17 protein-coding genes, 1 tRNA gene and 2 pseudogenes are annotated in these 21,284 nt (G+C 70.6%); 11 read left to right on the top strand and 9 right to left on the bottom strand.

The genetic code is table 11. The features are described from left to right. Positions 1-35: 35 nt before the first annotated feature. Positions 36-1,367 (bottom strand): sensor histidine kinase, encoded by a 1,332-nt coding sequence (locus tag ACIO1C_RS20755; protein ID WP_401865608.1) that lies wholly within the window; start codon positions 1,365-1,367, stop codon positions 36-38. A gap of 176 nt (positions 1,368-1,543) precedes the next feature. Here ACIO1C_RS20755 and ACIO1C_RS20750 point away from each other — a divergent pair. From ACIO1C_RS20750 to ACIO1C_RS20725, 6 genes are all read left to right on the top strand, one after another. Continuing rightward, positions 1,544-1,615 (top strand) — tRNA-Gln (locus tag ACIO1C_RS20750). Positions 1,616-1,724: 109 nt separating this feature from the next. Then, a complete protein-coding gene (glmU, locus tag ACIO1C_RS20745) occupies positions 1,725-3,194 on the top strand; it encodes a bifunctional UDP-N-acetylglucosamine diphosphorylase/glucosamine-1-phosphate N-acetyltransferase GlmU (RefSeq protein WP_401865606.1) in 1,470 nt (489 codons plus the stop codon). A 139-nt stretch (positions 3,195-3,333) separates the two neighbouring features. Then, positions 3,334-4,311, top strand: coding sequence for a ribose-phosphate diphosphokinase (locus tag ACIO1C_RS20740; protein WP_401865604.1), 978 nt, complete (start codon positions 3,334-3,336; stop codon positions 4,309-4,311). Between the two features lie 236 nt (positions 4,312-4,547). Beyond that, a complete protein-coding gene (locus ACIO1C_RS20735; protein WP_401865602.1) occupies positions 4,548-5,141 on the top strand; it encodes a 50S ribosomal protein L25/general stress protein Ctc in 594 nt (197 codons plus the stop codon). A gap of 122 nt (positions 5,142-5,263) precedes the next feature. Next, entirely contained in the window at positions 5,264-5,860 is a 597-nt protein-coding gene (gene pth, locus ACIO1C_RS20730; protein ID WP_401865600.1) for an aminoacyl-tRNA hydrolase, read from the top strand. Positions 5,861-5,913: 53 nt separating this feature from the next. Then, positions 5,914-6,384, top strand: coding sequence for a hypothetical protein (locus ACIO1C_RS20725; RefSeq protein ID WP_401865598.1), 471 nt, complete (start codon positions 5,914-5,916; stop codon positions 6,382-6,384). Positions 6,385-6,519: 135 nt separating this feature from the next. Here ACIO1C_RS20725 and ppc read toward each other — a convergent pair whose 3' ends face one another. Then, complete coding sequence (ppc, locus tag ACIO1C_RS20720) at positions 6,520-9,249, bottom strand: phosphoenolpyruvate carboxylase (protein WP_401865596.1); 2,730 nt, start codon at positions 9,247-9,249, stop codon at positions 6,520-6,522. Positions 9,250-9,493: 244 nt separating this feature from the next. Between ppc and ACIO1C_RS20715 the strand changes: the two genes are divergently transcribed. Continuing rightward, a complete protein-coding gene (locus ACIO1C_RS20715; protein WP_401865594.1) occupies positions 9,494-10,501 on the top strand; it encodes an acyl-CoA desaturase in 1,008 nt (335 codons plus the stop codon). Next, positions 10,501-11,199 carry a TetR/AcrR family transcriptional regulator gene (locus ACIO1C_RS20710; protein ID WP_401865817.1) on the top strand — a complete coding sequence of 233 codons (699 nt, stop codon included), beginning with the start codon at positions 10,501-10,503 and terminating at the stop codon, positions 11,197-11,199. The genes ACIO1C_RS20715 and ACIO1C_RS20710 overlap by 1 nt, the downstream gene beginning before the upstream one ends. 108 nt (positions 11,200-11,307) lie before the next feature. Here ACIO1C_RS20710 and ACIO1C_RS20705 read toward each other — a convergent pair. The 3 genes and pseudogenes from ACIO1C_RS20705 to ACIO1C_RS20695 all read right to left on the bottom strand — a co-directional run. Next, positions 11,308-11,438 (bottom strand): annotated as a pseudogene (locus ACIO1C_RS20705) (HNH endonuclease); the annotation flags it as partial. Between the two features lie 206 nt (positions 11,439-11,644). Then, positions 11,645-12,751, bottom strand: a complete 1,107-nt coding sequence (locus ACIO1C_RS20700; protein ID WP_401865592.1) for a PP2C family protein-serine/threonine phosphatase — start codon at positions 12,749-12,751, stop codon at positions 11,645-11,647. Positions 12,752-13,015: 264 nt separating this feature from the next. Beyond that, positions 13,016-13,912, bottom strand: a complete 897-nt coding sequence (locus ACIO1C_RS20695; RefSeq protein ID WP_401865590.1) for a trans-aconitate 2-methyltransferase — start codon at positions 13,910-13,912, stop codon at positions 13,016-13,018. A gap of 161 nt (positions 13,913-14,073) precedes the next feature. On the opposite strand from ACIO1C_RS20695, the gene ACIO1C_RS20690 reads away from it, so the two are divergent. Beyond that, a complete protein-coding gene (locus ACIO1C_RS20690) occupies positions 14,074-14,571 on the top strand; it encodes a MarR family transcriptional regulator (protein ID WP_327236247.1) in 498 nt (165 codons plus the stop codon). On the opposite strand, the gene ACIO1C_RS20685 is transcribed toward ACIO1C_RS20690, so the two are convergent. Further along, positions 14,530-15,303 carry a response regulator transcription factor gene (locus tag ACIO1C_RS20685; protein WP_161312468.1) on the bottom strand — a complete coding sequence of 258 codons (774 nt, stop codon included), beginning with the start codon at positions 15,301-15,303 and terminating at the stop codon, positions 14,530-14,532. The genes ACIO1C_RS20690 and ACIO1C_RS20685 overlap by 42 nt on opposite strands. Before the next feature lie 245 nt (positions 15,304-15,548). Between ACIO1C_RS20685 and ACIO1C_RS20680 the strand changes: the two are divergent. Then, a pseudogene (locus ACIO1C_RS20680) lies at positions 15,549-15,989 on the top strand (GNAT family N-acetyltransferase); the annotation flags it as partial. 97 nt (positions 15,990-16,086) lie between these two features. Here ACIO1C_RS20680 and galK read toward each other — a convergent pair. The 3 genes from galK to galT all read right to left on the bottom strand — a co-directional run bounded on the left by galK (position 16,087) and on the right by galT (position 19,375). Continuing rightward, on the bottom strand, positions 16,087-17,229 hold the full coding sequence (gene galK, locus ACIO1C_RS20675; RefSeq protein ID WP_401865815.1) for a galactokinase: 1,143 nt from the start codon (positions 17,227-17,229) through the stop codon (positions 16,087-16,089). Positions 17,230-17,306: 77 nt separating this feature from the next. After that, a complete protein-coding gene (galE, locus tag ACIO1C_RS20670) occupies positions 17,307-18,275 on the bottom strand; it encodes a UDP-glucose 4-epimerase GalE (RefSeq protein WP_401865587.1) in 969 nt (322 codons plus the stop codon). Then, positions 18,272-19,375 (bottom strand): galactose-1-phosphate uridylyltransferase, encoded by a 1,104-nt coding sequence (gene galT, locus ACIO1C_RS20665; RefSeq protein ID WP_401865585.1) that lies wholly within the window; start codon positions 19,373-19,375, stop codon positions 18,272-18,274. Before galT ends, galE begins: the two co-directional genes overlap by 4 nt. A gap of 225 nt (positions 19,376-19,600) precedes the next feature. Here galT and ACIO1C_RS20660 point away from each other — a divergent pair, with 225 nt between their 5' ends. Then, the gene (locus ACIO1C_RS20660) at positions 19,601-21,271 is read left to right on the top strand and encodes a sodium:solute symporter family protein (RefSeq protein ID WP_327236243.1); all 1,671 of its coding nucleotides are present in this window, start codon (positions 19,601-19,603) and stop codon (positions 21,269-21,271) included. Positions 21,272-21,284 lie beyond the last annotated feature (13 nt).

Here is a 21,284-nt window from a genome sequence, read left to right as displayed (position 1 = left end):
TACGAATCACGGCCGCCCCGCCCCCTCCCCGCCCCCTACGCCGCAGTCCGGTACGGAAGCACCGCCGACACCCGGAAGCCCCCCGCGTCCGTCTCCCCCGAGACGAAGACCCCGCCCAGCGCCGTCACCCGCTCCCGCATCCCCAGCAGGCCGTTGCCGCCGCTCGGCAGGCCCGCGTCCTGCGCCCCGCTGTCCGACGGCCCGTTCTCCACCTGCATCGCGACCTCCGCCTCGCGGTGCGCCAGCCGTACGATCACCTTCGCGCCCGCCGCGTGCTTCAGGACGTTGGTCAGCGCCTCCTGCACCACCCGGTACGCGGTCTGCTCCACCTCGGGGGCGTACGCGCGCGACTCCCCGTGCACCGTCAGCTCCACGACCATCCCCGTCTCCCGGGACTGGCCCACCAGCGCCTCGATGTCCCCCATGCCGGGCCCGTCCTCGGCCGCCGCGGCGGCGGCAGCGGCAGCAGCCAGCCCCACCGCGGCCAGCGGCACCGTCAACGCGGGACCCGTGTCCGAGGCCTTGCGCGCCGCGACCTGCTCACCGGCCCGCAGCACCCCGAGCATCTCGCGCAGCTCGGTCAGCGCCTGGCGCCCCATGTCGCCCACCAGCGCCGCGTTCTTCACCGCCTTCGGCGGGTCCTTGAGCGCCACCGCCTGCAACGCCGCCGCGTGCACCACCATCAGGCTCACCCGGTGCGCCACCACGTCGTGCATCTCCCGGGCGATCCGGGTCCGCTCCTCCGTACGCGCCCACTCCGCGCGCTGCTCCGCCCGGTCGGCCAGCAGCGACAGTTCCTGCTCCAGGCTGTCGGCCCGCTCCCGCAGGCTCTCCATCAGCCGCCGCCGCGCCCCGACGTAGAGGCCGAAGAGCACGGGCGGCGCGGTCAGCCCGACGGACATCATGATCGCGATGAGCGGTACGTACCACCGGGCGGCGTCGAAGTCCCCCTCGGACACGCTCTGGCGGGTCCGTATGAACGTGACGATCAGCGTCCCCGCCAGCTGCATCCCGGCCAGCGCGGCGATGACGCGGCGCGGTATCTCGGAGGCGGCGAGGGTGTAGAGCCCCACGACCGCCATCAGGAAGCCCATCTCCGCCGGGGTGACGGCGATCGAGACGAGCACCACACTGGCCGGCCACCGCCGCCGCAGGAGCAGTGCGGAACCGGCCAACAGGCCGAAGACCACCCCCACCGGTACGGGCAGCGCGGCGGTGTCCGCGAACCGGACCCCCTCCAGCCCGCACTCCAGGGCCGACACGCCGGCCAGCCCCACATCCAGAACAACACTCCGCCGACGCTCCCACCACCAGTAGCCGCGGGCGGTCGGGCCCGCGGCGTCCTGATGTGCCCCCGTTGTGGTCATGTCTCCCAGCCTACGGGCGGGCGCGACTCATTTTCCGGCGCTCCCCGGGACCGTGACGGCAGAGAAACGTCCCGAGGCGTGGCGATTCATACCGTCGCGGGGAAGGGCTCCCGTACGGCATAGTGTTGGGTGCCAATCCGGCAGCCTGACGTAATCTCCGTTCTGGTGGCCGATATTCCCCCGTGGTGTAATTGGCAGCACTGTGGCTTTTGGTGCCATCTGTCCAGGTTCGAGTCCTGGCGGGGGAGCTTCACGGAACGGGTCCTGACCTTCACGGTCAGGACCCGCACTCGTTTCCGGCGCGAAACCCCCCGGTATCCTGCGGTGGTCCACCACCCGAAGCCGAAGGGCATTCCCGTGAGCGCCAACCGCCCGGCAGCCGTCGTCGTTCTCGCAGCGGGTGAAGGCACCCGCATGAAGTCGAGCACTCCCAAGGTCCTGCATGAGATCTGCGGGCGTTCGCTCGTCGGACATGTGGTGGCCGCGGCCCGTGAGCTCGGGCCCGAGCATCTCGTCGTGGTCGTCGGACACGCCCGTGAGCAGGTGGAGACCCATCTGACCGAGCGGTACGACGGAGTACGCACCGCCGTCCAGGCCGAGCAGAACGGTACGGGACACGCCGTCCGTACGGCCCTCCAGGAGCTGGGCAGTGTCCCGGACGGGACCGTGGTCGTCGTCTGCGGCGACACCCCGCTCCTCTCCGGCGACACACTGAACGCGCTCGCCGCCACCCACGCGGCCGACGGCAACGCCGTCACCGTCCTGACCGCCGAGGTCCCCGACGCCACCGGGTACGGGCGGATCGTGCGGGACGGCGCCAGCGGCGCGGTCACCACGATCGTGGAGCACAAGGACGCCACCGACGCGCAGCGCGCGATCCGGGAGATCAACTCCGGGGTGTTCGCGTTCGACGGGCAGCTCCTCGCGGACGCGCTCGGCAAGGTCCGTACGGACAACAGCCAGGGCGAGGAGTACCTGACGGACGTCCTCGGCATCCTGCGCGAGGCCGGCCACCGCGTCGGCGCGGCGGTCGCCGCCGACCACCGCGAGATCCTGGGCATCAACAACCGGGTCCAGCTGGCGGAGGCGCGCCGGCTGCTGAACGCACGCCTGCTGGAGCGGGCCATGACGGCCGGGGTGACGGTCGTGGATCCGGCGTCGGTGTTCGTGGACGTGGACGTGACGTTCGAGCAGGACGCGGTGGTCCACCCGGGCACCCAGCTGCTGGGCACGACCCATCTCGGCGAGGGGGCGGAGGTCGGGCCCAACTCCCGGCTCAAGGACACGCACGTGGGCGCGGGCGCGCGGGTGGACAACACCGTCGCGGACAGCGCGGAGATCGGCGCGGCGGCGACGGTCGGCCCGTACGCGTATCTGCGGCCGGGGACCCGGCTGGGCGTGAAGGCCAAGGCCGGTACGTACGTGGAGATGAAAAACGCGACGATCGGCGAGGGCACGAAGGTGCCGCACCTGTCGTACGTGGGCGACGCGACGATCGGCGAGTACACGAACATCGGCGCGGCCAGCGTCTTCGTCAACTACGACGGTGAGGCGAAGCACCACACCACGGTCGGCTCACATTGCAAGACGGGCTCGGACAACATGTTTGTGGCGCCCGTCACCATCGGCGACGGCGCGTACACGGCGGCCGGGTCGGTCATCACGAAGGACGTACCGGCGGGTTCGCTGGCCGTGGCCCGTGGCCAGCAACGGAATATCGACGGCTGGGTGGCGCGGAAGCGGCCGGGCAGCGCGGCAGCGCGGGCGGCCGAGGCGGCGGGTCCCGGGGGCGCCCCGGCGGGCGGAGGGGCCGGCGGCGAAAGCTGACCGGAAACAGCCGCGCCCATCTCGGCGTACCGTGATATCGACCCATCCGTTTATCGCACATCGCATAACTGCACGATTCGGCTGGCTCGCAGCGACACGCGGGTGCAGCGGCAGTCAACACGTCTGAGGAGACAGTGCTGTGACCGGGATCAAGACGACCGGCGAGAAGAAGCTGATGCTCTTCTCCGGCCGCGCCCACCCCGAGCTGGCCGAAGAGGTCGCCGACCAACTGGGCGTCGGGATCGTTCCGACCAAGGCGTTCGATTTCGCCAACGGCGAGATCTACGTCCGCTACCAGGAGTCGGCCCGTGGCGCGGACTGCTTCCTGATCCAGAGCCACACCGCTCCGATCAACAAGTGGATCATGGAGCAGCTGATCATGATCGATGCTCTCAAGCGGGCCTCGGCCCGGAGCATCACCGTGATCGTGCCCTTCTACGGATACGCCCGTCAGGACAAGAAGCACCGCGGGCGGGAGCCGATCTCGGCCCGTCTGGTGGCGGACCTGATGAAGACGGCCGGCGCCGACCGGATCCTGACGGTCGATCTGCACACGGACCAGATCCAGGGGTTCTTCGACGGCCCGGTGGACCACCTCTTCGCGCTGCCGGTCCTCGCGGACTACGTGGCCGGGAAGGTGGACCGCTCGAAGCTGACGGTCGTCTCCCCGGACGCGGGCCGGGTGAGGGTCGCCGACCGCTGGTGCGACCGCCTCGGCGCGCCGCTGGCGATCGTGCACAAGCGGCGCGACAAGGACGTGGCGAACCAGGTGACGGTCCACGAGGTCGTGGGCAACGTGGCCGGCCGGGTCTGTGTGCTGGTGGACGACATGATCGACACGGGTGGCACGATCTGCGCCGCGGCGGACGCGCTGTTCGCGCACGGCGCGGAGGACGTCATCGTGACGGCGACGCACGGGGTGCTCTCGGGTCCCGCCGCGGACCGGCTGAAGAACTCGAAGGTCAGTGAGTTCATCTTCACCAACAGCCTGCCGGACCCGGGCGACCTGGAGGTCGACAAGATCACGGTCCTGTCGATCGCGCCGACGATCGCCCGTGCGGTGCGCGAGGTGTTCGAGGACGGGTCGGTGACCAGCCTCTTCGAGGAGCAGGCGTGACGACCCTCGCCTGAGACGCCCGGGAGCCTGGGCGTCTCAGGCGCCTGGGAGCGTGGGCGAAGATCGATTTCTGGGGCGGCCTTCCCGCCGGGTAGACTCACCGAGTTGCTCGGCGAGGGAAGCCGCACCTGTGTGCGGTTGGTCCGTTATCGACGCGCTCTTCGTAGCAGGCCTGTCGTGGCCGGGTGACGGCATCTTTCCGTCATCTTTTGTCATCATCTACGAGGAGTGCAGTCATGGCTGAACTGAAGATCACCGCCGAGGTCCGCAACGAGTTCGGCAAGGGCGCCGCCCGCCGTGCCCGCCGCGACCAGAAGGTCCCCGCGGTCATCTACGGCCACGGCGCCGACACGGTGCACGTGACGCTGCCGGCCCACCAGCTCCAGATGGCGCTCCGTACCGCGAACGCCCTGCTCGACCTGGACATCGACGGCCGCAGCGAGCTGGTCATCCCCAAGGCGATCCAGCGCAACGCCATCAAGGGCGACATCGAGCACGTCGACCTCCTCGCGGTGAAGCGCGGCGAGAAGGTCATCGTCGAGGTGGCCGTGCACGTCGAGGGCGAGCTGGCCCCGGGCGGGAACCTGCTGGAGTACGTCCTCAACACCATCACCGTCGAGGCCGAGGCCACGAACATCCCGACCTCGGTGACGGTCTCCATCGAGGGCCTGGACTCCGGCGCGACCGTGCTCGCGCAGGACATCCCCCTGCCGTCCGGTACGACGCTGTCGATCGACGGCGAGGCGGCCGTCCTCCAGGTCGTGTCCGCGCAGGCCGAGGAGCCGGCCGCGGAGACCGCCGAGGGCGAGACCGCGGGCGCCGAGGCCTGATCCAGGCCTGATCCCCGACGGGGTGGCGGGCCCGGGGCGTATCCACTTTCCGGATACGCCCCGGGGGCCCGCCACCCCTTTTCGGCTGTACGACCCGCACACAACGAGGAGACGCGGCGCCGATGACAACAGATGCGAACGCCCCCTGGCTGATCGTGGGCCTGGGCAACCCCGGGCCGGGGTACGAGGCCAACCGGCACAACGTCGGCTTCATGGTGGCGGATCTGCTGGCGAAGCGTATCGGCGGCTCGTACAAGCGCGCCCAGAAGGCGCAGGCGCTGGTCATCGAGGGCCGGCTCGGCGCCCCGGGCCCCACCGGCCGTCGCGTGGTGCTGGCCAAGCCGACCTCGTACATGAACCTCTCCGGCGGCCCGGTCGCCGGCCTGCGGGACTTCTACAAGGTGGAGACGGCGAACATCGTCGCGATCCACGACGAGCTGGACCTCGACTTCGGCGCGCTGCGGCTGAAGCTGGGCGGCGGGGACAACGGGCACAACGGCCTCAAGTCGATGACCAAGTCGATGGGTCCCGACTACCACCGGGCCCGGTTCGGCATCGGCCGGCCGCCGGGGCGGATGCAGGTGGCGGACTTCGTCCTGAAGGACTTCTCGTCGGTGGAGCGCAAGGAGCTGGACTACCTGGTCGACCGTACGGCCGACGCGGTGGAGGCGCTGGTGACGCAGGGCCTGGAACGGGCGCAGAGCACGTACAACTCCTGAGCCCACGGGCCCGACTTGACCTTGTGCCATCCCATGGCCAAGGATCGCGGCCCATGAAGGCCAGCTCCTCCGACCGCCTGTTCCTCCTCGGCCGCCGCACGGCGATGGGCGGGGTGGCCGCCCTGCTCCTCGCCGCCGGTTTCTGGTCGTCGTGGGGCACGGCGCAGCACGTGATGCTCGCCAAGGGCCGGGAACACGGCACCCTCACGGTCACCAGCTGCTCCGCCTCGTCCTGCACGGGCCGGTACGACCCGGACGGTCCGGCCGGGCCCCGGACGGGGATGACCGCCGAGCGGTCGGTCGCCGTGAAGAAGGGCGAGCGCATCCCGGTGGTGGTGAAGCCCGACACGGACGAGGTGGTACGGACGGGCGCGGGCGGTCAGCTGCACGCCTGGCTGCCGTTCGGCGGCGCGCTGCTGCTGGCCTCTCCGCTGATCGGGGCGGGCCTGCGGATGACCCGTACGGCGTGGGTGACGGGCCTGGCGGGGCTGGCGCTGCTCGTGGCGACGTTCCTGGCGCTGTGAGGGACACCGTCCGAACGGCACCCGGAGCGGACCGTCACTCCTGAGCCGGCTCCTACCGGTCTTGATACACGCGAAGGGGTACGGGGGCCGCCGAAGCGGCCCCCGTACCCCCGGGAACAGATGTGCGTGCGCGGGTCAGCCGGTGTTGCGCAGTCCCGCCGCGACCCCGTTCACCGTCAGCAGCAGGGCCCGTCCGAGCAGCGGGTCCGGTGCCTCGTGGCGGTCCGCCGCCGCGCGCTGGCGGGCCAGCAGCGAGACCTGGAGGTACGAGATCGGGTCGAGGTAGGCGTCCCGGATCGCGAACGTCTGCTGGAGCACCGGGTCGGAGTCGAGGAGCTTCTCGCCGCCGGTGATCCGCAGGACCTCCCGCACGGTGAGCGCGTGCTCGGCCTCGATGTCCGCGAAGACGTGCTTGAGGTTCTCGGGGACGAGCGTGTCGACGTAGTGGCGGGCGATCCGCAGATCGGTCTTGGCCAGGGTCATCTCGACATTCGAGAGGAAGTTCTGGAAGAAGTGCCACTGGCCGTACATCTCGTCGAGGACCGTGTCGAGACCGGCCTCGCGCAGCGCCTTGAGGCCGGACCCGACCCCGTACCAGCCGGGCACGATCTGCCGTGACTGGGTCCAGCCGAAGACCCACGGGATGGCCCGCAGGCCGTCGAGACCCGCGCCCGAGTCGGGGCGGCGGGACGGCCGGGAGCCCAGGTGCAGGTCGGCCAGCTGGTCGACGGGGGTGGAGGCGAAGAAGTACGCGGGCAGGTCCGGGTCCTCGACCAGGCCCCGGTACGCGGCGTGCGCGGCGTCCGAGACGGTGTCCATGGCCGCGTCCCAGCGGGCCAGGGCCTCGTCGGACTGGCGCGGCGCGGTGTGCAGCGCGGACGCCTGGAGGGTGGCGGCGACGGTCAGTTCCAGGTTCTCCCTGGCCAGGGACGGGATCAGGTACTTGTCGGAGATGACCTCGCCCTGCTCGGTCACCTTGATCTCGCCCTCCAGCGTGCCCCAGGGCTGCGCCAGGATCGCGGTGTGCGAGGGGCCGCCGCCGCGGCCCACGGTGCCGCCGCGGCCGTGGAAGAGCCGCAGCCGTACGCCGTACCGGTGCGCGACGTCACGCAGCCGCCGCTGGGCGCGGTGGATCTCCCACTGCGAGGTGGTGATGCCGCCGAACTTGGACGAGTCCGAGTAGCCGAGCATGACCTCCTGGACGTCGCCGCGCAGCGAGACGAGCCGGCGGTACGAGGGGTCGGCGAGCATCTCGTCGAGGATGACGTCGGCCGCGCGCAGCTCGTCGGTGGTCTCCAGCAGCGGCACGATGCCGATCTTCGCCCAGCCGCCGTGCAGGTCGAGCAGGCCCGCCTCGCGGGCGAGGACGGCCGCCGCGAAGACGTCGTCCGCGCCCTGGCACATCGAGATGATGTACGACTCGATGACCTCGGGGCCGAAGCGCTCGAAGGCCTGGCGGACGGTGTGGAACACGCCGAGGGTCTTCTCGCCGGCCGCGTCGAGCGGCGCCGGGGTGGGCGCGAGCGGGCGGCGGGAGCGCAACTCCTTGGCGAGGAGCTTCTGCCGGTAGTCGCGCGGCATGTCGCTGTAGCGCCAGGACTCCTCGCCGAGCCGGTCGAAGAGCTGTCCGAGGGCGTGGTGGTGGGCGTCCGCGTGTTCCCGTACGTCCATGGTGGCGAGCTGGAGGCCGAAGGCCGCGAGCGTACGGATCGTCCGGTCCATGCGGCCGTCGGCGAAGAGGCCGCCGCGGTGCTCGCGCAGGGAGGTCTGGATGAGCGTGAGGTCGGCGAGCAGCTCGGAGGTGCCGAGGTAGTCGCGGCCTTCCTCGTGCGGGGTGTTCCTGGCCAGGCGCTCGCGGGTGTTGACGAGCTTCTGGCGGATGCAGGTGGCCTTGAGGCGGTACGGCTCCTCGGCGTTGAGGCGCTTGTAGCGGGGGCTGATCTCGGGGAGCCGGGCGAGGTCGTTCTGGAGCGAGTCGAGCAGTTCGTCCGTGGCGCCGGTGTAGCGGATGGAGTTGGAGAGCAGTCCGCGCAGGTAGTCGATGAGCTGGAGGGCGTCGGTGATGCCGTGTTCGTGCTGGAGGATCAGCACCTCGCGGGTGACCTCGGGGGTCACGTTCGGGTTGCCGTCGCGGTCGCCGCCGATCCAGGTGCCGAAGGTGAGGGGCCGGGTGCCGGCGGGCAGCTCGACGCCGACGCGCTCCAGCTCGGCGACGAGGTCCTCCAGGACGTCCCCGACGGCTCCGACGTGCAGTTCGTCCAGGTAGTAGATGGCGTTGCGCGCCTCGTCGGCGGGCTCGGGCCGTACCACGCGCAGTTCGTCGGTCTGCCAGATCAGGTCGATCGACTCGGCGAGCCGCAGGTCGTGGCGGCGCCGGTCCGAGGCGATGACGGGCATTTCGAGCAGCTCGGCGATCCGGCGCAGCTTGTTCAGCACGGAGCGGCGGGCGGCCTCGGTGGGGTGCGCGGTGAACACCGGGCGGACGTTGAGGTTCTTGACGGTCTCGCGCAGGTGCTCGGGGTCGGCGTCCTTGAGCCGGTCCGCGGTGCGCGCGAGGAGCCCGCCCTCGGCGGCGCGCCGCTCGCGCATCTCCCGGCCGCGGTGGACCTGTTCGGTGACGTTCGCCAGATGGAAGTAGGTGGAGAACGCGCGTACGAGCTTGGCGGCGGTCTCCAGGTCGGTGTCCCCGAGCAGCTCGGCGGCGGCCTCGCCGTCCTCGCGGGTCAGCGCGCGGACACGCTCGACGAGTTCGAGGAGTTCGGGGCCTTCCTGGCGGACGAGGGTCTCGCCCAGCAGGTCACCGAGACGGCGGATGTCGGAGCGCAGCTCCGCGCTGGCGGATGGGGTCTGGTCGGCACTGCTCACAGGTGCGGCTCCTTGCAGTGTTCAAGCACGTCTGGAGGGTCTGGGGGCATTCGGACCGGCCGGGTGTTCGAGCGGCGGGTCCGGCGGACCGCGCTGTCCGACCACACCAAGGATAGGTGTCGTTCGTTCGACGTTATCCACAGCCCTACTTGTCGCGGCGTTGGGCGCTGCCATACTTACGATGCCGTAGGTTACGCACCCGTATCCGGGCATCTGCCGCATTCCTCACCCCAGGGGCTCCCCAATGACCACAACCCCCGATGTGATCGAAGAATCCACTCCCCCTCCCTCCGTCCCCGCGCCGTCCGACGGCGGCGCCCCACTCCCCTCCGCCACCCTCGGCGCGGACAGCAAGGGGACCATCGAGCAGGTCGCTCTCCTGCTGTTCATCGCCGTCCCGTTCGTCGCCCTCGTCGCGGCCGTGCCGCTCGCCTTCGCGTGGGGCGGCGTCAGCTGGCTCGACCTGGGCCTGATGGTGTTCATGTACTACCTCGGGTGCCACGGCATCACGATCGGCTTCCACCGCTACTTCACGCACGGCTCGTTCAAGGCGAAGCGGCCGTTGCGGATCGCGCTGGCGGTGGCCGGGTCGATGGCCGTGGAAGGCCCGCTGGTGCGCTGGGTGGCCGACCACCGCAAGCACCACAAGTTCTCCGACGCCGAGGGTGACCCGCACTCGCCGTGGCGCTTCGGCGAGACGCTGCCGGCCCTGATGAAGGGCCTGTGGTGGGCGCACATCGGCTGGCTCTTCGACGAGGAGCAGACACCGCAGCAGAAGTACGCGCCCGACCTGATCAAGGATCCGGCCCTGCGCGCGGTGTCCCGGCAGTTCGCCCTGTGGACGGTCGTCTCGCTGGCGATCCCCCCGTTGGTAGGCGGTCTGGTAACGATGTCCTGGTGGGGCGCCTTCACGGCGTTCTTCTGGGGTTCACTGGTTCGGGTGGCTCTTCTGCACCACGTCACCTGGTCGATCAATTCGATCTGCCACGCGGTCGGCAAGCGTCCGTTCAAGTCCCGCGACCGCTCGGGCAATGTGTGGTGGCTGGCCGTGCTCTCGTGCGGCGAGTCGTGGCACAACCTGCACCACGCGGACCCGACCAGCGCGCGGCACGGCGTGCTGCGGGGACAGGTCGATTCCAGCGCCCGCATCATTCGCTGGTTCGAGCAGCTCGGCTGGGCCTCGGACGTCCGCTGGCCGAGCGCCGACCGCGTGGACTCCCGGCGCCAGGGCGCACCCTCCAACGCGGCATGATGGGCATCGTGGCGATCGACGGCAGTACGGACAGCACGGGCAGCACGGAGAAGAGCCGGCCCCCCGCGGGCGGCCGGCGTGCACGCCGAGTCCGTATGACCGGTGCGGAGCGCCGCGAACAACTGCTCGACATCGGCAGGACCGTGTTCGCCGAGAAGGGTTTCGAAGCCACGTCGGTCGAGGAGATCGCGGCGAAGGCCGGGGTCTCCAAGCCCGTCGTGTACGAACACTTCGGCGGCAAGGAAGGGCTGTACGCGGTTGTCGTGGACCGTGAGATGCGCCAGCTGATGGACATGGTGACCAGCGCACTGACCGCCGGTCACCCGCGTGAGCTGCTGGAACAGGCCGCGTTCGCGCTGCTCGACTACATCGAGCGGTACACGGACGGCTTCCGGATCCTGGTCCGCGACTCGCCGGTGGCCCAGTCCACGGGCACGTTCGCGTCCCTGATCAGCGACATCGCGGTCCAGGTCGAGGACATCCTCGGCACGGAGTTCAAGAACCGCGGCTTCGACCCCAAGCTGGCGCCGCTGTACGCACAGGCGCTGGTGGGCATGGTGGCGCTGACGGGCCAGTGGTGGGTGGACGCCCGCCGCCCGAAGAAGTCCGAGGTGGCGGCACACCTGGTCAATCTGGCGTGGCACGGGCTTGAGGGCCTGGAGCCGAAGCCACGGCTGATCGGGCACCGGAGGTCGTGACGCCAGCGCCCTCCGGGCGGTCAGCCCGGAGGGCGGTGGTCACTCGTTGTGATTGTGATGACGTGATTCGATTCCGGCGTTTACCGTGCAGCTGTACGGCCGTCTCGCGTGGGCGCCAAGATCATTCGCGTAGGCCTCGCGGCGGGCTGAGGCCCACTGGGACGTCCCGGAGTCCCGGCTTTCGGCAAGCGCGACATGTGGTCGATGTCGAGCGACCCCGAGGCGGTGACCGAGATCCCGCATCCGGTTCGACGGGGTCAAGCCGTCGAGTCGCCTGTCACGATCGCGGCCGTGCGGGCCACGATGGACGCGGGCGGGTCGGGTGCGCCGGCCGGCACCGGCGCGGACGACGAGGGCGAGGCACGCAACGCGATGAAGTGGCGCCGTGCTGAGGGTGCCGGTCGTCGGCGTCATCAACATCTGACACCCATCCCGGCCAGGTCTGTCAGCGAACTCCCGCGTCGGAGCCGGGAGAGGCGCCGGAGGGGGCGGCCATGGGGCGTGGCTGTTGCTCATGACGGGCCGGGAGCCGTTCGATGGCCAGGAGGGCGACATCGTCGCCCGGTTCCTCTCCCACATGCTTGACCAGGTCGCGGTGGATCTCCCGGAGCAGTACCTCGGGCGTGGCCCCGGCGAATGAGCGCAGGCGTTCGGCGAGAGGGTAGAACTCTCCGCTCGGCGAACGGGCTTCGATGGCGCCATCGGTGTAGAGCAGCATGATGTCACCAGCCTCGAACGCGAAGGTGTCCATACGCCGGCCGGCAAGGGGTATGCCCGACACACCCAGGGGCGGTGTGGAATTGCCGGGGTCGATGGCTCCGACGTGACTGCGGTGTATCAGCAGGGGCGGCGGGTGGCCGCAGTTGATCATCTCGGCGAAGGGCTCCTGATCGGGGATCTCCAGCACGAGCGCGGTGATGAAGTGCTCACCGATATCGGCTTCGACATCGGCGACTTCCTCAATGTCCCGGTAGACGCTCTCTTCCAGAGTCGTGGCGAGTTCGGGCAGGTTGGAGCAGCGCTGTGCGCCCTCGCGGAAGGCTCCCAGCACGACCGACGCCTCGCCGATGGAAGCCAGTCCCTTGCCCCGGACATCGCCGACGACCACCCGGGTGCAGGGGTCGGCGCCGCGCGCGGCGGCGAAGAGGTCGCCTCCGATCTGGGCCTCATTCTCGGCGGCCAGATACAGGCAGGCGATCCGCAATGGTCCGATCCGGTGTGGCGGAGGCCGCAGCAGGACTCGTTGCGCCGCCTCGGCCACCGACTGCGTCCGGGTGAGCTGCTGGGCGCGCCGTTCGCGTACATAACTGGTGGCGACCATCAGAGCGGAAAGTATGGCCAGGGTGATCAGCTGCGCCAAGTGGTTTGTCGTGCCCAGCCTGCGGTCGAGTCCATCGACGAGTTCCTGGGCGCCCAGGGCCACCACTCCGACGAGGGCGGTGAGGCGCGGCCCGGCGAACGCGGCGGCCAAGGCGGGGCCGAGAGCCAGCAACGGACCCAAGTGCGTGGTGGTCGGGGACAAGAAATCCGCCACACTGATCAGGGCCACCACCGCAAACGCACTACCGCCATCCCACGGCCCCATCGCCGGGTCAGAAGGCGGTCCCATTCGGCGCGCCAATTCCACACACGTCCAGGCTACCCCCGGTTACCGCTGGTGGATCGGCGCAGCGGAGCAGGCAGCTGCCGAAGCCAGGCGGGGCATCGCCATGAACCCCGCGATCTCTTGCGCCAACTGTGGGGTTCCCTCTTCGGCCGCGTCTTTCGCGTCAGCTCTTATGCCCGGTTCGGCCGCCGGCCGGACCGTTCGCCATGATCAAGATCCAGTTCCGCGGGACGAGGCCGGAAGACGAAGACCTGGCTGAGCGACCGGCTTGCGGGCCACCGCGAAGACGCGGCGGAACGGGAAGACCGTGCCGTGCGGGCCCGCCGGATACGCCTCCCGTAGGGCGTCGCGGTATTGCGTGGTGAACCTGTCGATCGCCTGCTGGTCGTCCCCCAGCGCGGTGAGTACCGGGCGCAGGGCCGTGCCCTTCACCCAGTCCAGGACCGCGTCCTCGCCGGGGAGGAGCTGGAGGTACGTGGTGTCCCAGACGTCCGCCTCGCAGCCGAGGTCCTCCAGGAGCGTCAGGTAGTCGGCCGGCTCCAGGACGCGGGCGTCGCGGCGGGCCCGGCCCGCCAGGCGGTCGCGCCAGGCGGGGCTGTCGCACAGTTCGGCGAGCAGGACGTGGCTGGGGGCGTCGAAGTTCTTCGGGACCTGGAACGCGAAGGTGCCGCCGGGCGCGAGGCCGTCGAGCCAGGCGGGGAAGAAGCCGGGATGGCCCGGGACCCACTGGAGCGCGGCGTTCGAGACGATCAGGTCGTACGGGCGGGCCGGGTCCGGCGTCCACGTGGTGGCGTCCCCGGCGACGAAGTCCATCCGGCCGCCGCCCGCGGTGGGGCCCGCGTGCCGCTCCGTGGCCAGCTCCAGCATCTCGGCGGAGGTGTCGAACCCGGTGATCAGGGCGGTCGGCCAGCGGTCGGCGAGCAGCGCCGTGACATTGCCGGGGCCGCAGCCGATGTCCGCGATGGTGAGGGGGCCGTCGCCGGCCGGCGGCTCGGGGATGCGGGCCAGCAGGTCCAGGAAGGGCCGGGTGCGGTGGCCCGCGTGGCGCAGGTACTGGCGCGGGTCCCAGGTCGGGGCGGAGGGGGTCGCGGGGGTGGCGGGGGGCATGGTCGAGTTCCTTGGGGGTCGGGGAACGAGGGCGGGGAACGGCTGCGGGCAGCGCGGAGCCCGACGCCAGGCATTCGCGACCACCTTCACCACCCAGCCTGCACCGGATATATCTTGACGTCAAGAGACTTCACGTCGAGGGACCCTCTACACTGATCGCCATGGAGGATGAGGTCGACCGACTGGTGGCGGCATGGCGGCGGGAGCGTCCTGACCTGGACGTGGAACCGCTGGAGGTGCTCAGCCGCGTCTCCCGGCTGGCCCGTCACCTCGACCGCGCGCGCCGGCTCGCCTTCGCCGAGCACCAGCTGGAGCCGTGGGAATTCGACGTACTGACGTCACTGCGGCGCGCGGGAGACCCGTACCAGCTCTCGCCGGGCCAGTTGCTGACCCAGACGCTCGTCACCTCGGGCACGATGACCAACCGCATCGACAGGCTGGCCAAGAAGGGCCTGGTCGAGCGGCTGCCGGACCCGACCGACCGGCGGGGCGTCCTGGTCCGGCTCACCGTCGAGGGCCAAGATCGCGCGGATCAGGCGCTCGCCGGGCTGCTGGCCCAGGAGCGCGCGATCCTCGCGGAGCTCTCCCGCGCGCAGCGCGGGGAGCTGGCCGGGCTGCTACGCCAGCTGACCGCCCCTTTCGACAACATCCCCGGCTAGATCCGCCGGACCGACCCCGGCGCGGCGGGCCAGGGCGACGGCGGCCAGCGTGGAATGCACACCCAGCTTGCCCAGCACGTTCTGCATGTGCGTGCGCACGGTGTGCGGGGAGAGGAAGAGACGCTCGGCGACGGCCTTGCGTCCCAGCCCCGCGACCATGCACCGCAGCACCTCGCGCTCGCGCGGAGTGAGCGACTCGACGAGCCGCTCGCTCTCCGTGCGGTGCTTGCGCGCGGCCGTCAACTCCCGCAGAACGCCGGTGAGCAGAGCCGGCGGCAGATGCGTCTCGTCGCGCAGGACGCCTCGTATCACCGCGAGCAGCCGTTGCAGTGAACAGTCCTTCGCGACCCAGCCGGACGCGCCCGCCTGGAGCGCCAGCGCCGCGCGGCGCTGGTCGTCCTTCTCGGCGAGCACGACCGCCCGGACGGACGGCTGGGCGGAACGGACACCGGCGACGAGCGAGAGCCCGTCGACCAGTACCGCACCGCCGTTGTCGGGCACGGCGCGCGCGACCGGCACCTGAACCGGTCCCGCGATCGTGCCCAGGTCGGCATCGACGAGCATCACATCGAACCGGCGTCCCTCGGCCGCCGCGCGGTCGAGACAGCGCAGCGCCGCGGGGGCGCTGCCGGCCGCCGCGACGTCCACGTCCGGCTCGGCCGCGAGCGCGGCGGCGAGTGACTCGGCGAAGATGCGGTGATCGTCCACCACCAGAACCCTGATACGTACCAATGGACACCCCCAGAAGGCGGGGAGCGGACGTCGCGGGTACGGCGCCCGGCGAACGGGGTCGCGTCGAGGGCACGGCCGCCGCCGTGCTGCTGACCGCGCACCCCACCCCGGGCGTCGTACCCGACTTGCTCCACCCCTGCATCAGCACCGGCCCCCACCGGTGCTGTGCATCAGCGTACGGCTGTGGGCCGTGAGCGGAAGGAAATTCGCAGAACTGGTTGACCGGGGTGTTTAAGGTGGGCTTCATGTTTCGTATTGAGACAGAAGTCGACAAAGAACGACGTACTGAGCTCGGCGAACGACTGCGGGAGACCAACGTGGAGCGCTCACCCGTGATGCGCACGCTGCGGGACAGTCCGCTGGGCCGGGAGGAACCGCTCCAGGTGTGGCTGCTGGAGGAGGCGACGGGCGCGCTGGCCGGCGGGCTGGTCGGCCGCACCTGGGCCCGCTGGCTGCATGTGGACCTCCTCTGGGTGGACCCGAGCCACCGCGGCGCCGCCCTCGGCACCCGCCTCCTGGGGGAGGCGGAACGGGTGGCGAGGGACGAACGCGACTGCGCGCGGGCGCGGTTGGAGACGTGGGACTTCCAAGCGCCCGGCTTCTACCGGAAACAGGGGTACGAGGTGGCGGGCGAGGTGACGGACTACCCGCCGGGGGTGACGGAGTACATCCTCGTCAAGTCGCTGAGCGGGGCGGGTGCTTCGGAGGACGGTCAGCAGGATCAGGAAGGCCGGGGACGTTTCCTGCGCCGCTTCGGGCGGTGACGGCCCCGGCACCGCCCGGTCAGTTCAGCCGCCGCGCGCCCTCCGACGGCACCGCCGTGAAGACGCGCGGCGCGGTGAACCCCGCCGCCGCGAACGCCTTCTCCACCGCCGCCGTGACCCCGTCCGTGTCCGCCTCCTCCACCAGCACGATCGCCGAGCCGCCGAAGCCGCCGCCGGTCATCCGGGCCCCCAGCGCGCCCGCCGCCACCGCGCTGCCCACCACCAGGTCCAGCTCCGGGCAGGAGACCCGCAGGTCGTCGCGGAGCGAGGCGTGGCCCTCCACCAGGACCGGGCCCACCGCGCGGACGTCACCCGCGTCCAGGAGCGCGATGACCCGCTCGACGCGGTGGTCGTCGCTCACGACGTGGCGTACGTACCGGCGGACGTTCTCGCCCTCGTCCGCCAACCGGTCAAGGGCGGCGGGGAGTCCGCCGAACGGGACGTCCCGCAGCGCCGGTACGCCGAGCGCCCGCGCGCCCGCCTCGCAGCCCGCGCGGCGTTCCGCGTACGCGCCGTCGCCCAGCGCGTGCTTCACGCGCGTGTCGACGACCAGCAGCCGCAGCCCCTGCGCCGCCAGGTCGAACGGCACCTGACGCTGCGTCAGGTCGCGGGTGTCCAGGTAGAGGGCGTGGCCCTCGGTGCAGCACGCCGACGCCGTCTGGTCCATGATTCCGCACGGGACACCGACGAAGTCGTTCTCGGCGCGCTGCGCGAGCACCGCCAACTCGCCGCCGGACAGGCCCAGTCCGAACAGGTCGTTGAGGGCGAGCGCGGTGACGACCTCCAGGGCGGCCGAGGAGGAGAGCCCCGCGCCGGTCGGCACGGTCGAGGTGAGATGGATGTCGGCGCCGGTGACGGGGTGCCCCGCGGCGCGCAGCGCCCAGACGACCCCGGCCGGGTACGCGGCCCAGCCGGTGTCCGAGAGGGGTTCGAGGGCGTCGACGGCGAGTTGCACGACGCCCTGGGAGACGTCGGCGGAGTGGAGGCGCAGCACTCCGTCCGTACGGCGGGAGACCGCGGCGACCGTGGTGTGCGGCAGCGCGAGCGGCATGACGAAGCCGTCGTTGAAGTCGGTGTACTCACCGATCAGGTTGACCCGCCCGGGCGCCGCCCAGACCCCGTCGGGCGCGGCCCCGTACAGGGCGCGGAACTGCTCGGCCACGCCCCGGTGCCCCGTACTCCCGCCGCCCGTACTCCCCTCGCCCGTATCCCCGCCGCCCGCACTGTTCTCCGTCACGCTCACTCCCGCGTCTCCTCACGCCGTGCGAACGCCCACGCGTCCGCCACGATGCCGCCCAGGTCCGAGCGGGTCGGGGTCCAGCCCAGCCGCGTGCGCGCGGTCTCGGCGGACGCGACGAGCACCGCCGGGTCCCCGTCGCGGCGCCCTGCCAGAACTTCCGGGACCGGGTGGCCCGTCACCTTCCGTACCGTCTCGATGACCTCACGCACCGAGAACCCGCTGCCGTTGCCGAGGTTGCACACCAGGTGCTCGCCCTTCACCGCCGCCTCCAGCGCGCCCAGATGCGCGTCGGCGAGGTCCGCGACATGGATGTAGTCGCGCACGCACGTGCCGTCCGGCGTCGGGTAGTCCTCGCCGTAGACGGAGATGAACTCCCGCTTTCCGGCGGCGACTTGGAGCACCAGCGGGATGAGGTGCGACTCGGGGTCGTGCCGCTCCCCCGCGCTCCCGTACGCGCCCGCCACGTTGAAGTACCGCAGCGACACCGCCGCGAGCCCGTGCGCCGCGCACTCCCCCGCGATCATGTGGTCGACGGCGAGCTTCGTCGCGCCGTACGGATTGGTCGGCGCGGTCGGGTCGGTCTCCGTGATGGGCGTGGAGACCGGTTCGCCGTACGTCGCCGCCGTGGACGAGAAGACCAGCGTGCGCACCCCGGCGGCGCGCATCGCGCCGAGCAGCGCCAGGGAGCCGCCGACGTTGTTCTCCCAGTACTTCTCGGGCTTCGCCACCGACTCGGCGACCTGCGAGGACGCCGCGAAGTGCAGGACGCCGTCGTACGAGGAGTCCAGCCATTCGGCGGCGTCGTGGACGCGGCCCTCGATGAACTCCGCGCCCGCCGGGACGGCTTCACGGAATCCGGTGGAGAGGTCGTCGAGGACGGTCACCTCGTGGCCGGCCTCCAGCAGGTGGGTCGCCACCACCCCGCCGACATAGCCCGCGCCACCTGTGACCAGGTACTTCTTGCTCACTTGCTCGCTACCTCTCGCAATCGCCCGGCCGCGGTCTCCGGCGGCACGTCGTTGATGAACACGCTCATGCCGGACTCGGAGCCCGCGAGGAACTTCAGCTTGCCGGACGTACGCCGCACGGTGAAAAGCTCCAGGTGCAGGGCGAAGTCGTCCCGCCCCGCGGCCCGGAAGGGCGCCTGGTGCCAGGCCGCGATGTACGGGGTCGGCGGTTCGCCCTCCCCGAAGATCCGGTCGAAGCGCTTCAAGAGTTCCAGATAGATCTGTGGGAACTCTGTGCGGGCCGCGTCGTCCAGGGACCGCAGGTCGGGGACGCGGTGCTTGGGGTAGAGGTGGATCTCGTACGGCCAGTGCGCGGCGTACGGCACGAACGCCACCCAGTGCTCGCCCTCCAGCACCACCCGGGTGCCCTCGGCGCGTTCGCGCGCGACGACGTCGTCGAAGAGGTTGCGGCCGGTCTCCGCCCGGTGCGTACGGGCCGAGCGCAGCATCAGGTCGGTGCGCGGGGTGACGAAGGGGTACGCGTAGATCTGCCCGTGCGGGTGGCCGAGCGTCACCCCGATCTCCTCGCCGCGGTTCTCGAACGCGAAGACCTGTTCCACCTGGGGCAGCCGGGCCAGGTCGGCGGTGCGGTCGGTCCACGCCGCCAGGACCAGCGCGGCCTGTTCCTCGCCGATGTCCGCGAACGAGGCGTCGTGGTCGGAGGTGAAGCAGACGACTTCGCAGCGGCCCGAGTCCCCGGCGAGGGAGGGGAAGCGGTTCTCGAAGACGACCACTTCGTACGACGAGTCCGGGATCTCACTGAGCCTGCCGTCCCTGGAGGGGCAGAGCGGGCACTCGTCGGCGGGCGGGTGGTACGTACGGCTCTGGCGGTGCGAGGCGATGGCGACCGCGTCGCCGAGCAGCGGGTCGCGGCGGATCTCGGAGGAGGTCGCGACCGGGCCGAGGGGCCGGCGGTCCACGGCCTCGCGCGCCGCGCCGCCACCCTCTCCGTCCCCGTCCCCGTCCCCGTCCCCGCCCCCGCCCCCGGAGTCGGAGTCGGAGTCGGAGTCGTAGTAGATCAGCTCCCGGCCGTCGGCGAGCCGCGTCACCGTCTTCTTCATTCCGTCGCCTCCAGGCCCGGCCCACACGTATAGAGCATCTCAACTCAAACAGAATCGCACACAAGAAACCACAAGCAAACAGATGCGTCAATGTTTGCGTGCGGGGCACACGTGACGACGGCACCGATCAACTTCCGCTACCCCATCGACAAACTCCGTACCACCAAAGCCGCACATATCAACCAAGATCGATCACGATCGAACTTGCGACGAAGCGAGTACCCCATGCCTTACCTGGCCGAAGGGCTCCGTCTCCCGACGAACGGGCTCGACTACACCATCCTGGCGATCTACTTCATCGTGGTCCTCGGCATCGGGTTCGCCGCCCGGGCCAGCGTGAAGACCAGCCTCGACTTCTTCCTCTCCGGCCGTTCGCTGCCGGCCTGGGTGACGGGACTCGCCTTCGTCTCCGCCAACCTCGGCGCCACCGAGATCCTCGGCATGGCGGCCAACGGCGCGCAGTACGGCGTCTACACCGTGCACTGGTACTGGATCGGCGCCATCCCCGCCATGGTCTTCCTCGGCCTGGTGATGATGCCCTTCTACTACGGCTCGAAGGTCCGCTCCGTACCGGAGTTCCTGCTCCACCGCTTCGGACCCTCCTCCCACCTGCTCTCCTCGATCATCTTCGCGGTGTCCGCCGTACTGATCGCGGGCGTCAACCTCTACGCGATGGCGATCGTGCTGGAGGCGCTGCTGGGCTGGCCTCAGTGGGTCGCGATCGTCGTCGCGGGCCTCTTCGTCCTCGTGTACATCACCATCGGCGGCCTCTCCTCGGCGATCTACAACGAGGTGCTCCAGTTCTTCGTCATCCTCGCCGCGCTGATCCCGCTGACCGTCGTCGGCCTCAAGCGGGTCGGCGGCTGGGGCGGCCTGACCGACTCGCTGACGGACTCGAAGGGCGGCGCCTTCCTCACCGCCTGGCAGGGCACGGGCGTCGGCTCGCCCAACCCGCTCGGCGCGAACTGGCTGACCATCGTCCTCGGCCTCGGCTTTGTCATGAGCTTCGGCTACTGGACCACCAACTTCGCCGAGGTGCAGCGCGCGCTGTCCGCGAAGAACCTCTCCGCCGCCAAGCGCACCCCGCTCATCGCCGCGTTCCCGAAGATCTTCATCCCGCTGGTCGTGATCGTGCCCGGTCTCATCGCGCTGGTCATGGAGCCCACGCTCGGCAAGGCGGGCAGCGGCCTCCAGTACAACGACGCGATACCGGTCCTCATGCGCGACCTGCTGCCCAACGGCGTGCTGGGCATCGCCGTGACCGGCCTGCTGGCCGCCTTCATGGCGGGTATGGCGGCGAACGTGTCCTCGTTCAACACCGTGTTCACGAACGACATCTGGGGCGCGTACCTCAAGAAGGACCGCGAGGACGCGTACTACCTGAAGACCGGGCGGATCGTCACGGCCGTCGGCGTGCTGATCGGCATGGGTACGGCGTTCATCGCCTCCAGCTTCAGCAACATCATGAACTACCTCCAGACGCTGTTCTCCTTCTTCAACGTCCCGCTCTTCGTGGTCTTCATCATCGGGATGTTCTGGAAGCGGACCACCCCGGCCGCCGGTTTCTGGGGCCTGCTCTCCGGCACGGTCGCCGCGATGGTGAACTACTTCTGGCTGTACAAGGGCGGGGTCATCTCCATCCCCAGCGACCAGGGCGCGAACTTCGTCTCGTCCATCGTCGCGTTTGTGGTCGGCGCCGTGGTGATGGTGGTCGTCTCGTACGTCACCAAGCCCAAGCCCGCCGAGAAACTCGACGGCCTGGTGTACGGCACCCGGTCGCCCGGCATGGACGAGGCCGCCGCCGAGGGCGACGACGCGTGGTACCGCAGGCCGGCCCTGCTGGGCTGGGGCGCGCTCATTCTCGCCGCCGTCTGCTACGTCCCGTTCTCTCTCTGATCCCGACCGGTCG

It is taken from the genome of Streptomyces sp. NPDC087420 (assembly GCF_044744165.1).
Lineage (GTDB): Bacteria > Actinomycetota > Actinomycetes > Streptomycetales > Streptomycetaceae > Streptomyces.
This window is presented reverse-complemented; position numbering and strand designations above follow the sequence as displayed.